At 64.1% G+C, this 12,680-nt stretch carries 8 protein-coding genes; 6 read left to right on the top strand and 2 right to left on the bottom strand.

The window, feature by feature from the left end:
• The first annotated feature begins 88 nt into the window (after nt 1–88).
• The gene (locus E6P07_RS02200) at nt 89–1,012 is read left to right on the top strand and encodes a hypothetical protein (protein ID WP_153974097.1); all 924 of its coding nucleotides are present in this window, start codon (nt 89–91) and stop codon (nt 1,010–1,012) included.
• 77 nt (nt 1,013–1,089) lie between these two features.
• Here the strand turns inward: E6P07_RS02200 and E6P07_RS02195 are convergent, their stop codons facing one another.
• Entirely contained in the window at nt 1,090–2,100 is a 1,011-nt protein-coding gene (locus E6P07_RS02195) for an aminoglycoside phosphotransferase family protein (RefSeq protein ID WP_170286780.1), read from the bottom strand.
• Between the two features lie 149 nt (nt 2,101–2,249).
• Here E6P07_RS02195 and E6P07_RS02190 point away from each other — a divergent pair, with 149 nt between their 5' ends.
• Nucleotides 2,250–4,778, top strand: coding sequence for an LPS-assembly protein LptD (locus E6P07_RS02190; protein WP_153974095.1), 2,529 nt, complete (start codon nt 2,250–2,252; stop codon nt 4,776–4,778).
• Nucleotides 4,759–6,069 carry a peptidylprolyl isomerase gene (locus tag E6P07_RS02185; protein ID WP_153974094.1) on the top strand — a complete coding sequence of 437 codons (1,311 nt, stop codon included), beginning with the start codon at nt 4,759–4,761 and terminating at the stop codon, nt 6,067–6,069. Before E6P07_RS02190 ends, E6P07_RS02185 begins: the two co-directional genes overlap by 20 nt.
• 29 nt (nt 6,070–6,098) lie before the next feature.
• On the opposite strand, the gene tnpC is transcribed toward E6P07_RS02185, so the two are convergent.
• Nucleotides 6,099–7,544 (bottom strand): IS66 family transposase, encoded by a 1,446-nt coding sequence (gene tnpC, locus E6P07_RS02180; RefSeq protein WP_153974093.1) that lies wholly within the window; start codon nt 7,542–7,544, stop codon nt 6,099–6,101.
• Between the two features lie 77 nt (nt 7,545–7,621).
• Between tnpC and pdxA the strand changes: the two genes are divergently transcribed.
• The 3 genes from pdxA to aceE all read left to right on the top strand — a co-directional run bounded on the left by pdxA (nt 7,622) and on the right by aceE (nt 12,649).
• The gene (pdxA, locus tag E6P07_RS02175; RefSeq protein WP_153974092.1) at nt 7,622–8,629 is read left to right on the top strand and encodes a 4-hydroxythreonine-4-phosphate dehydrogenase PdxA; all 1,008 of its coding nucleotides are present in this window, start codon (nt 7,622–7,624) and stop codon (nt 8,627–8,629) included.
• A 73-nt stretch (nt 8,630–8,702) separates the two neighbouring features.
• Nucleotides 8,703–9,809 (top strand): tRNA guanosine(34) transglycosylase Tgt, encoded by a 1,107-nt coding sequence (gene tgt, locus E6P07_RS02170; RefSeq protein WP_153974091.1) that lies wholly within the window; start codon nt 8,703–8,705, stop codon nt 9,807–9,809.
• A gap of 185 nt (nt 9,810–9,994) precedes the next feature.
• Entirely contained in the window at nt 9,995–12,649 is a 2,655-nt protein-coding gene (aceE, locus tag E6P07_RS02165) for a pyruvate dehydrogenase (acetyl-transferring), homodimeric type (RefSeq protein WP_153974090.1), read from the top strand.
• Nucleotides 12,650–12,680: the final 31 nt, after the last annotated feature.

The following is a 12,680-nucleotide window of genomic DNA, read 5'->3' as shown; positions in this document are numbered from 1 at the left end:
CCACACTGTATTATACACCACATGGTGCGCTTCGCGCACCCGCCATTCCTCCCGCGACTCAAGTCGCTGGTTTCCTTGCGGAGGGTCTATGAACACGGTGCAACTAGCCGCCCTGATCCTGGCCGCCGAGTTCGCCCTGCTTGCCTGGGGCATCCTGTTCTGGATGTTGAGATGGCAACGCCACCAGGATCGCGCCGACGCGGCGCATGCCGGGGCGGTGATGGAGCATCTCGAGGCCAGGGAGGTCTCGCACCGGGAGGCCCTCACCCGGCTGTTTGAGACCACCTATCGCCTGGAGGGCGAGGAACTGGCCGCCAAGGTGGAGGAATATCTGGCGCGCGAGCGCGCCTTCTACAACATGATGCTGAACCTCTATCTCAATCGCGACGGGGCCAGACTCAAGGAGATTCCGGCGGAACTGTCCAAGGTGGTCAAACCCTGGGCTGAGATCACACCTGTAGGCATGATCAGCGCGAGCGAGGTCTCGCACCTGGAGACCGAAAAGGCCCAGCTCGCGGTCGAACTGGAGCACACCAAGGAGACGCTGGAACAGCTCATGCAGGAGTACATGGCGGCCTTCAAGAAGATCGAGCAGCAGACCGATGACTCGCCCCCCGAACCCGATCGCCGCGCCCAGACGCCGGATGAGAGGTCGGGCGAGGACATGGAGGTCAAAGCGCTCGACATAGACGCAGACGATTTCGATGTCCAGCCGGCCGTAGACACTGAACTGAAAGAACCACCCCGTCCGGGTCCGCCGGATGATGAGATCAAGCCCACCGCATCGATCGAGGACGCGCTTGATCCGAACGACATCGACGCCATGCTGGAGGCGCTGGCAAAAGAGGCGGTCGGCGAGCTGGAGCCGGCGCCGGCCACGCCCGATAAGGGATCCGAGCCTCCACTGAGTCCGGAAGAGATCGAGGAGGCGCGCGCCCGAGACGAGCTGGAGGGACTCGCCGATCTCTTTGACCCCCCGGCCAATGGCGAGGGCACGGCCCGCCAGCCTTGAGCCCTGCGGGTCGGCGACGCGCCTCCAGGTGCCCAGGGCGGGCCGCCCCCTTCAGTGCCCGGGATCGGGGTGCACCTTCAGGCACCCAGGGCCAGGCGTCGTTCCAGCGCGGGCGCGACCTCGGCCTCCAGCCAGTCACCCAGCGCGCTCAGCTCGGGGTAACGGGCGGCCACCGCGCGCACATAGCCCAGGGTGCGTGGGATGTCGGCCAGATAGCCGTGCTTGCCGTCGCGCAGGCTCAGCCGGGCGAAGATCCCGCTGGCCTTGAGATGGCGCTGCATCCCCATGAGGTCGAACCAACGCCCAAAACGCGCGCTGTCGGCGGCGCTGAGCAGACCGATAGCGATGGCCCGTTCGAGATAGACATCGACCCAACCCTGGACGCGCGCCTGGGGCCAGGCGATGTAGCAGTCGCGCAGCAGCGAGACCAGGTCATAGGTGATGGGGCCGACCAGGGCGTCCTGGAAATCGAGCACGCCCGGGTTGTCGTGCTCAGTCAGCATCAGATTGCGCGAGTGATAATCACGATGGACACAGACCTGGGGCTGTTCAAGCGCGTTGGCGATCAGGATGGACTCGACGCGCTCAAGCCGCTTTAGCTCGGGAGACCCGAGCACCTGCCCCAGGAGACCCTGGACCAGCCAGTCGCGAAACAGCCCGAGTTCGCGCGCAAGCAGGTCGGCATCATAGATCGGTAGTCCGGCATGCGGGACCCGCGTCTGGAGGATCTCGAGTGCCGCGAGCGCATCGCCATAGAGCCGATCGACGCTGTGGTCGGTCAGCTCGCTGAGATAGACCCGATCGCCGAAGTCAGAGATCAGCAGAAATCCCAGCTCGCGCGCCTCGGTGTAGATCTCGGGTGTATTGAGTCCACAGGCACGGAAGCGCCGGGCCAGATCGGCATAGCGTCCGCAGTCCTCGAACTCGGGCGGGGCGTCCATGGCGATCCAGGTCTCGCCCGCGCGCCGCACGCGCCAATAGCGGCGAAAGCTCGCATCCGAGGAGGCCGGGCTCAGCTCGAAGTCTTCCGATCCCAAGACCTCGCTCAACCAGGAACGCAGGACGGCAGTTCGATCCAACACAGCCATTCACTCCAAGGGGTCAAAACATCGTCGAACCAGGAGCCGCGCACCTCGACGCCATCATCGGCAATTGATGGCGCGCCCCGGATGTGACATGGTTACAGGTCCAAGGTCCCAGCGTCCACTCATTCGATCACACCCCCATCACGCCCCTCATGCCGATTCAGGCCGATTCCAAACAGCGCGCATGCGCGATCGCGCTGCTCGTGCTCGCGGTCGCCCCGTCCGTACTCGGGGCGACCGAACCCAGCCAGGATTCCGGTCTCTCCAATCCGGCGAGCGCGGGCCCGGACGCTGCGCCCCGAACCGGCTTCACACCCACCACGCCGGAGCGCACACCCAGGGTTGCGTCGCCCCTGACCGCCAGCCGTCCATCCGCGCCTGACGCGACGCTCGCGACCCTGGAAGTGCAGGAGGCCCAGGGTGTCACACTCGCCCCACCGGACGAGACTCCAGAGGTACGGATGGACGCCATCCCGGTTGAACAGCGCGCCGATGACCCTCGTCTGCACCTGGATCTCGATTGGACGTACTGCGGACCTGCGCCTGGCGTCACGCGGATCGCACCGTCTCTCCCGACCCAGGAGTCACGCCGCCTCCCGATCGAGATCACGGCCGATCTGGTCGATTACGACCGTGAGCGCAACCTGATCCAGCTGCAGGGCGAGGTCGAGATCGTCCAGGAGGCATACCGACTGTACGCGGACCGCTCGCGCTACGACCGAAGGACCGGGGACGTCGCTGCTACCGGCGGCATCGAGCTGGACTCTCCAGGGCTGCGGATCATCGGCGAGCGCGCCGACTACAACCTGGAGACCGAGCACGGACACCTGGAACGGGCCGGCTACCGGATGCACGGCCAGGCCAATCTGCGTGGCGCCGCCGACGAGGCCTGGCTGCTCGACGCCAAGCGCAGCCGTTATCGCGATGTGCTCTATACCACCTGCCCGCCCGGAAATTCGGCCTGGACACTGCGCGCGCGTGATCTGGAACTGGACCAGGGCACTGGGCTGGGTGTGGCGCGTCAGGCGCGCCTGAGTCTCTGGGACGTACCGGTGCTCTACACGCCCTATCTGGCCTTCCCGATCGATGGACGCCGGCGCAGCGGTTTTCTGATCCCGACCATCGGCACCTCTGAGGAGACTGGATTCGACCTCAGTATTCCCTATTACTGGAACATCGCGCCCAACATGGACGCCACCCTGACGCCGCGTCTGATGAGCACGCGCGGTCTGATGCTCGGGGCCGAGTTCCGCCATCTCTCGCCCTGGCAGCGCCTCGAACTCGATGGTGAGCTCCTGCCGAGCGATTGGAAGAACGAAGACGAGGGGGTGCGCGGGGCCTTGCATGTCACCCAGTCCGCCTGGATCGGCACGCGCTGGTCGAGCGCGATCGACTATGCCTCGGTCTCCGACGACCGCTATCTGGTCGATTTCGGCAACCGGCTCGATGTGACGAGTGTGCGCAACCTCAGTCAGCGCGCGGATGTCCGCTACAGCGGCGACGGCTGGTGGGCGCTGGGGCGCTTGCAGCAGTTCCAAACGGTTGACACCAGCATCGCGCCGGCCAACCGTCCCTATGGACAGCTCCCGCACATCGAATTGAATGTCTCGCCCAACACACTCTTTGCTGGACTGGAATACGACTTCGAGGCGCGGTATGACTATTTCGACCACGACTCAGCCGTCCATGGCAGTCGACTGGTCGCCATCCCTGCACTGCGTTGGCCGCTGCGGCGCGGCTTTGGGCATTTCATCCCGCGTGCTCGGCTCTATTACACCCAATACGACCTCATCGATCAGGTGGAGAGCGCCGACCCTCAGCCGAGCCATCTGATCCCGAGCCTGGATCTCGACGGCAAGCTGATCTTCGAGCGCGAGTCCGACTGGTTCGGGCACCAGACCTTGCAGACACTCGAACCCCGGCTCTATTACGTCTTTACCACTTACGCCGATCAGTCCGACAATCCGCGCTTCGACACCACGGCGCTCGATTTCAGCTTCGCGAGTCTATTTCGCCCCAACCGCTTCACCGGCTACGACCGCATCAGCGACGAGAACCGTCTCACACTGGGTCTGACCTCACGCACCATCGCCAACCGCGATGGCGACGAGCTCCTACGCGCCAGTCTCGGCCAGATCCATTACCTCGACGCGCGTCGGGTCCAGCTCAACGGCACGGTCTCACAGGACGATGTGAGCTCGTCCCTGGCGGGCGAACTGGCGGCACGACTGTACAAGGACTGGAGTGCTCAGCTGGGGCTGCAATGGAATCCACATGATGAAGGGAACGCCTGGGAAAAGCAGATCCTCCAGCTGCGCTATGCCCCCGACCGCGAACGCCTGATCAATCTCGCCTACCGCTACAATCTCGGCAGCCAGGCGTCGGAGAAATACGAGGACGCAGACCTCGCGTTCCAGATGCCCATCGGCCCAGGGGTGCGGGTGGTCGGACGCTGGCTTTACTCACTGCTCAACGACGAGACGGTCGAGGCCTTCGCCGGGCTTGAGTTCGGCCAGTGTTGCTGGCGACTGCGCGTACTGGGTCAGCATCTCAAGCGCGACGCCGACCAGCCGGCGAGCACCAGTGTCATGCTGCAACTGGAGCTGGCCGGTCTCGGCTCCTTCGGCAATTCGATCGATAAGGTTCTGCAACGAGGAATCTATGGCTATCAGTCCGAATAGAGGCACACTGGTGGGGCTTTTGGGACTCGCGTTGGCGCTCGGAATGGGACCTTCGCCTGTGTCGGCCCAGGCCCTGGATGCCATCGTCGCGGTGGTCAACGACGACGTGGTGGTGCGAAGCGAGCTGGAACGCGAGATCGCCCTGGTGGTCCCGCAGCTCAACCAGCGCGGGACGGAGGTGCCGCCTCCGGAACAGTTGCGCAAGCAGGTGCTCGATCGGCTCATCCTCAAGCATTTGCAGCAGCAGCGCGCCAAACAGCTCGGAATCAAGGTCGACGAGGCGACCCTGGAAGAGGCGATCCAGGGGATTGCGGCCCGCAACAATCTGACGCTCGACGAGCTCAAGTCGACCCTGGAGGCCGGCGGCATCCGCTTCGAAGACTTTCGCGAGGACACACGGATGCAGATCCTGACCAGCCGCCTGCAGGCACAGGAGGTGATCCGTAAGATCCAGGTCACCGAACCTGAGATCGATCGTTTCCTGGCGCGCGAGTCTGGACGGCTGATCGAGCGCGAGCAGGTCCGCTTACAGCACATTCTGGTGGCCCTGCCCGACAACCCGACCCCGGAGCAGGTCAAGCGCGCCGAGGACAAGGCCAAGGGGTTGGTGGCGCGTCTGCGCGCCGGGGCCGATTTCGCCGCCGTCGCCGCGCGCGAGTCGGATGGAAGCAACGCCCTGGAGGGCGGCGATCTAGGCTGGTTCGAGATGGGGGCCGTGCCGAGCCTGGCGGCGGATCTGGCCCGAACCCTGGCCGAGGGCGAGATCAGCGACCCAATACGCAGCCCGAGCGGGTTCCATATCATCCGTCTGAGCGGGATCAAGACCGCCACACCCAAGGACATCACCCAGACCCATGCGCGGCATATCCTGGTTCGCACCAATGAGCTCGTCTCAGATGACGAGGCACGCCGGCGTCTACTGCAGCTGCGCGAGCGTATCCTGAACGGTGAGGATTTCGCCGCCCTGGCACGGGCCAACTCGGATGACACGGGCTCGGCGCTCAAGGGCGGCGATCTAGGCTGGGTCGAGCCGGGCAAAACAGTGCCCGAGTTCGAGGCGCAGATGAACGCCCTGGAGGTCGGGGCGATCAGCGAACCCTTCAAAAGCCCCTTCGGCTGGCACATCCTGCAGGTCGAGGAGCGGCGCCAACAGAGTAGTAGCGAAGATTTGTTGCGCATCAAGGCGCGCGAGGCGCTCCAGCGACGCAAGGCCGAGGAGGCGACCGAGGAGTGGTTGCGTCAGTTGCGCGACGAGGCCTATGTCGAGATCCGGCTCGATCAGGAAACATGAGACGTAACTGTTCAGGTGCCCCGGGGAAGCTACCCCGAGAAATTTGGCTGAGGGGTGTTGCCCTTGAACACTTGGATGAGGGATTGGAAGAGGTCGAAGTGCTGCTTCTGCAGGGTGGCGAGGTAGGAGCGGATGATGCAGAAGGCCTGTGCGCCTTCGGTGGTGCGGAAGCAACCGGCGATCTTGTGCTTGACCTTGGGCATGCGGATCGCTTGTTCGGCAAGGTTGTTACTGAACGGAACGCGTGGATCGGTCGTGAAGCGCAGGACATCGTCGGCATGATCACGCAATCGTCGGTAGAGATTGAACGGCACGCTTTGCGCCGTGCGCCCGCGTCTGCCGCTGGCGGGTTTCTCTGGATTGGCGGCGGCCGCTTCAGCAAGGATCGCCTCGTAGTGAGTGCGGATCGCCTGGATGCGCAGAGCCGTCAGCGGCTGGCCATGGGCGGCCACCGTTTCATGGTGGGCAGAGACCAACAAATCGATCATGCGCTTGGCCCACGCTTGTCCGCATTCCTCATGGACGAAGGTCAATTCACGCAGATGATGGGCGTTGCACAGCGCATGGGTGCAGGTCAGTTCCCGATACGAGGCCCAGCCGTCATGAACCAGCGTTCCCTTGAGCCGATACAGCAGACCGAAGTCCTCAAACGCCGCCTTGCCGCGCTTGGCATGCAGACCCAGCCAGGTCAGGGTGTCGGTCACCGCGGTGTGCAGCCAGTTGAGCTTGCCTGCCACGCGAAAGCCAGACTCGTCGGCGCCCGCGACATCCGCCTGAGCGACCGCATCCGCGATCCGCGCGACCGTCGGAGCCAACCGCTCACTCGCCTCCCCGATCATGGCCTGAACCGTGCCGGTCGAGATCGGCACACCATACAGGTCTGCAAGGACGTTGGCGGTGCGCGCCACGGGCAGCATGTGGTGCTGCGTCAGATAGACCGCCTGCGCCTTGACGCCGGGGCCATATTGAACCGGGGCCGTGACCTCGGGCGGGAATTCGCTGCGGTGCAGTTTGCCGCAGGTGCAGCGCAGCGCGTGAATCCGGTGCTCGGTCACTTCCATTGTCACCGGCGGCAGATCGAAGACCTGGCGGATTTCGGTCGTGGCCTGCCCCGTGAGCGATTCGCCGCAGACGTCGCATACCTCGGGCAGTGGATGATCCACCACGTGATCGGGCTGCGCCACTTGCTTGAGCGTCGAACCGGAATGACCCGGCTGACCGCCAGGCGGTCGGCTTCCCTGCTTGCGCATCGACTTCGTCTTCTTCAAGCCTTCGGCCGAGGATGGAATGCTCGAGTTGCGGCTGTTCTTCGCCATCTGCCCGCGCAGATGGGCGACTTCCCCCTGCAGCCGGGTCACTTCCGCTGTCAGCCGGACGACTTCCTGGCGCAACGCGGTGACCCAATCCCACAGCGCATGAATGAGTGCGTCTTTCTCCGCGTGCGTCAGGCCAGCAAGATCGGGCAGTCTTTCCATGCCGCTTATTGTCAGCTGTCCTTCCCGTTCTTAAACCCGGATCAGAGACTCTTTTATGGGGAACCTGAACAGTTACCATGAGACATTCAAACGCATCCGCCGTAGCGCGACTGGCCCTGACGCCGGGCGAGCCGGCCGGCATTGGTCCGGATCTAATCGTGCGGCTGGCGACGTCCGAGCCGGTGGCGGCGGAACTGGTAGCCATCGCCGACCCGGATCTGCTGGCCGAACGGGCGGCACGTCTTGGTCTGGCGTTGAGCCTTGCGCCCTTCGATCCGGCTCAGGCGCCGACCCCGAGCCGCCCCGGTCAGCTCAAGGTCTGGCCGGTCAAGCTCGCACGGGCAGCGACACCGGGTCGGCTCGATCCGGCCAACGCCGGCTATGTGCTGGAGACCCTGAGACGCGCCTGCGACGGCTGTCTGGATCGGACCTTCGCCGCCCTGGTCACCGGGCCGGTCCACAAGGGCGTCATCAACGAGGCCGGGATCCCCTTCACCGGGCACACCGAGTTCTTGGCCGAACGCTGCGGGGCCGAGCCGGTGATGATGCTGGTCACACCTGGTCTGCGCGTCGCCTTGGCCACCACCCATCTGCCGCTGTCTGCCGTTAGTTCGGCGATCACGCACGACTCACTCGGGCGCGCGGTCGATATCCTGTACCTGGATCTGGTCAGGCGTTTTGGGCTCAAACGACCGCGGATCCTGGTGTGCGGACTCAACCCGCATGCCGGCGAGGCTGGCCATCTGGGATGGGAGGAGATCAAGGTCATCACCCCCGTGCTCGATGAGCGGCGTGCGCTGGGTTGGGATCTGGTCGGACCCCTGCCGGCAGATACAGTGTTCATCCCGGCGCACCTGAAGGACGCCGATGCCGTGCTGGCCATGTATCACGATCAGGGTCTGCCGGTGCTCAAGCATCTGGGATTCGGTCAGGCGGTCAATGTCACCCTGGGGTTACCGATCATCCGCACCTCGGTCGATCATGGCACGGCCTTGGATCTGGCCGGGACCGATCGCGCCGATCTTGGCAGTCTGCGGATGGCGCTCCAGACGGCGCTCCAGATGACGAATGCCTCGCGCCCTTAGATCTCCTTCGCGGTTGAAACCCAACTCTCGTCTTACGACCGGCGCGCTCAAAGCCGACCAGGAACCTCATTCGATGCACTTCGATCTGCTTGCACGCGATGGCCTTGCCCGTCGCGGCCGTCTGACCTTTGCACGCTGGACCATCGAGACCCCTGCCTTCATGCCCGTGGGTACCTATGGCACGGTCAAGGCCATGACCCCGGAAGAACTGCTGGAGGTCGGCACCGAGATCCTGCTCGCCAACACCTTCCATCTGATGCTGCGTCCAGGCACCGAGGTCATCCGCCGTCTCGGCGATCTGCATGGCTTCATGCACTGGGACAGACCCATCCTCACCGACTCGGGCGGTTTCCAGGTCTTCAGTCTCGGCGCGCTGCGCAAGATCACTGAGGAGGGCGTCAGGTTCCAATCGCCGGTCGACGGCAGCCCGGTGTTTTTAAGCCCCGAGATCTCGATGCGGGTGCAGCGCGAACTGGGTTCCGACATCGTGATGATCTTCGACGAATGCACCCCCTACCCGGCGAGCGAGGAACAGGCGCGCGTCTCGATGGAGCTGTCGCTGCGCTGGGCGGCGCGCTCGCGTGAGGCGCACGGTGACAATCCGGCGGCGCTGTTCGGTATCGTCCAGGGCGGGATGTACGAGCGTCCGCGTGCCGAGTCGCTGGAAGGTCTGATGCGGATCGGTTTTGATGGCTATGCCATCGGTGGACTCTCGGTCGGTGAGCCGGAGGAAGACCGGCTGCGGGTGCTCGATTTCCTCTCCGACAAGCTGCCGACCGACCGACCGCGCTATCTGATGGGCGTCGGCACCCCCGAGGACATCGTCGCCGCCGTCCAGCGCGGGATCGACATGTTCGACTGCGTCATGCCGACCCGCAACGCCCGCAACGGTCATCTGTTCACCCATCAGGGCGTGGTGCGCATCCGCAACGCCATCCACCGCACCGACGAAGGTCCGCTCGATCCGCTGTGCGACTGCTACACCTGCCGTCACTACAGCCGCGCCTATCTCCACCATCTCGACCGTTGCAAGGAGATCCTGGGCGCGCGGCTGGCGACCATCCACAACCTGCATTACTACCAGACCCTGATGCGCAGACTACGCGCGGCGATCAGCGCTGGGCGGTTGGTGGACTTTGTCACTGAGTTCAAACAGCAACGGATGGAGAGGACCCCATAAAGATCCTTACCGATGCGGCGAAGATCCCCGGCGATCACAGTGGATGGTCTCGATTTGTAGGCCGTTTAAGCCCTAATGACTGCATTGCTAAATCGAATCCTCAGTATTTAATAACCGCCGATCCAGTTATACTGATGGCCTTGTCCGTGTCGGACACTGTCTCGAATCTTCCCTGGAAGCCACTGATGACCCACAAGCCCGATATCGATCCGCAAGAGACTCAGGAATGGCTCGACTCGCTCGAGACCGTGCTGGAGAACGAGGGCGTCGAGCGCGCCCATTTCCTGCTCGAGCGCCTGATCGACAAGGCCCGCCGCTCGGGCGCCTATCTGCCCTATAGCGCCAACACCGCCTATCTGAACACCATCCCGGTCCAGGCCGAGAAGCCCTATCCGGGCGATCTCGCCCTAGAGCGGCGTATACGCTCGCTGGTGCGCTGGAACGCCATGGCCATGGTGGTCCAGGCCAATCAGCTCTCGACCGAACTCGGTGGACACATCTCAAGCTTTGCCTCTTCGGCGACCCTGATCGATGTGGCCTATAACCACTTCCTGCACGCCCGCACCCAGGATCACGGCGGGGACCTGGTGTTCTTCCAGGGTCACACCGCCCCTGGCATCTATGCCCGCGCCTTCCTCGAGGGCCGGATCAGCGAGGATGAGCTCTACAATTTCCGGCAGGAGGTCGATGGCAACGGGTTGTCGTCCTATCCGCACCCCTGGCTGATGCCGGGTTTCTGGCAGTTCCCGACGGTCTCCATGGGGCTCGGGCCGCTGATGGCCATCTATCAGGCACGCTTCATGCGCTATCTGCACGATCGCGGGCTGCTCGATACCAGCGGACGCAGGGTCTGGGCCTTTCTCGGCGACGGCGAGATGGACGAACCGGAATCCCTGGGCGCGATCTCGCTGGCGGCGCGCGAGCGGCTCGACAACCTGATCTTCGTCGTCAACTGCAATCTGCAACGCCTCGACGGACCGGTGCGCGGCAATGGCAAGATCATCCAGGAGCTAGAGGCCGTGTTCCGCGGCGCGGGTTGGAACGTCATCAAGGTCATCTGGGGGCGCTACTGGGATCCGCTGTTTGCGCGCGACAAGCAGGGTCTGCTGCTCAAGCGCATGGAAGAGTGCGTGGATGGCGACTATCAGGCCTACAAGGCCAAGGGCGGGGCCTACACCCGCCAACACTTCTTCGGCAAATATCCCGAGCTCAAGGCCATGGTCGCCAACATGACCGACGAGGACATCTGGCGACTCAATCGCGGCGGTCATGACCCGATCAAGATCTTTAATGCCTATGCTGCCGCCGTGCGCTGCACCGGCCAGCCGACCGTGATCCTGGCCAAGACGGTCAAGGGCTACGGGATGGGGGTGGCCGGAGAGGGCATGAACATCACCCACTCGCAGAAGAAGATGGGCGAGAGCGCGCTGCGCGCCTTTCGCGACCGTTTCAACATCCCGATCTCGGACGACCAGCTCAATGCCACGCCCTTTTACAAGCCGGCGCCCGACAGTGAGGAGGTCAGGTACATGCATGCCCGGCGCGAACAGCTCGGCGGATTTTTGCCGGCGCGTCGCGACCAGGCGGCGCCACTCCAGGTACCAGGGCTCGATGCCTTCCAGTCGCTGCTCGACGGCAGCGGCGACAAGGAGCTGTCGACCACCATGGCCTTCGTGCGGTTGCTCACGCTCTTGGTGCGCGACAAGCAGATCGGTCGGTTGGTGGTGCCCATCGTCCCGGACGAGGCGCGCACCTTCGGCATGGAGGGCATGTTCCGCCAGCTCGGGATCTATGCCTCTCAGGGTCAGCTCTATGAGCCGGTTGACTCCGATCAGGTCATGTATTACCGCGAGGACAAGAAGGGCCAGATCCTGCAAGAGGGCATCAACGAGGCCGGGGCCATGTCGTCCTGGATCGCGGCGGCCACGGCCTACGCCAACCATGGCCAGAGCATGATCCCCTTTTATATCTTCTACTCGATGTTCGGCTTCCAGCGCATCGGCGATCTGGCCTGGGCGGCGGGTGACATGCGCGCACGCGGCTTCCTGATCGGCGGGACTGCCGGGCGCACCACCCTCGCCGGCGAGGGACTCCAACATCAAGACGGTCACAGCCTGGTAGTGGCCTCGACCATCCCCAACTGCGTAGCCTATGACCCGGCCTATGCCTATGAGCTGGCGGTGATCATCCAGGATGGTCTGCGTCGGATGTATCAGGACAAGGAGGACGTCTTCTATTACATCACCGCAATGAACGAGAACTACGTCCAGCCGCCGATGCCCGAGGGGTGCAGAGAAGGGATCCTCAGGGGGCTGTATCCAGTGCGGCAGGCCAGCGATGCCAAATACCAGGTGCAATTGCTCGGCTCGGGCGCCATCCTGCGCGAGGCCCTGGCCGCGGCTGAGCTTCTGGAGCAGGACTTCGGCGTTGGGGCGACCGTCTGGAGCGTCACCAGCTTCAACGAGCTGCGCCGCGAGGGCATCGAGATCGAGCGCTGGAATCGGCTCCATCCGGATCAGCCGCCGCGCCGCACCTGGGTCGAATCCCAGCTCGGTGCCACGCATGGCCCCATCGTCGCCGCCACCGATTACATCCGGCTCCAAGCCGACCAGATCCGGCCCTATGTACCGCGTCGCTATGTGACCCTGGGGACCGATGGCTTCGGTCGCAGTGACCTGCGCCGTCAGCTCAGGAGGTTCTTCGAGGTCGATCGCCATCAGATCGCGCTCGCCGCGCTCAAGGCGCTCGCCGACGAGGGGACGGTTCCAATATCAATGGTGACGGACGCCATCGCCCGCTACCATATCGATCCGGACAAGCCCAATCCCGTCAACGTTTGAGTCATCCGGCCAACAGCCTTCAGGAGCAGTG

Origin of the sequence: Thermochromatium tepidum ATCC 43061 (assembly GCF_009664085.1) — a bacterium.
Lineage (GTDB): Bacteria > Pseudomonadota > Gammaproteobacteria > Chromatiales > Chromatiaceae > Thermochromatium > Thermochromatium tepidum.
The sequence above is the reverse complement of the archived record's forward strand: the minus strand, read 5'-3'. Positions and strand labels throughout refer to the sequence as shown.

Bases quoted from the DNA above. Each gene is read 5' to 3' on its own strand.
- tnpC (WP_153974093.1), bottom strand. From the start codon at position 7,544: ATGGAAAGACTGCCCGATCTTGCTGGCCTGACGCACGCGGAGAAAGAC.
- E6P07_RS02190 (WP_153974095.1), top strand. From the start codon at position 2,250: ATGCCGATTCAGGCCGATTCCAAACAGCGCGCATGCGCGATCGCGCTG.
- E6P07_RS02200 (WP_153974097.1), top strand. From the start codon at position 89: ATGAACACGGTGCAACTAGCCGCCCTGATCCTGGCCGCCGAGTTCGCC.
- E6P07_RS02195 (WP_170286780.1), bottom strand. From the start codon at position 2,100: ATGGCTGTGTTGGATCGAACTGCCGTCCTGCGTTCCTGGTTGAGCGAG.
- pdxA (WP_153974092.1), top strand. From the start codon at position 7,622: ATGAGACATTCAAACGCATCCGCCGTAGCGCGACTGGCCCTGACGCCG.
- tgt (WP_153974091.1), top strand. From the start codon at position 8,703: ATGCACTTCGATCTGCTTGCACGCGATGGCCTTGCCCGTCGCGGCCGT.
- aceE (WP_153974090.1), top strand. From the start codon at position 9,995: ATGACCCACAAGCCCGATATCGATCCGCAAGAGACTCAGGAATGGCTC.
- E6P07_RS02185 (WP_153974094.1), top strand. From the start codon at position 4,759: ATGGCTATCAGTCCGAATAGAGGCACACTGGTGGGGCTTTTGGGACTC.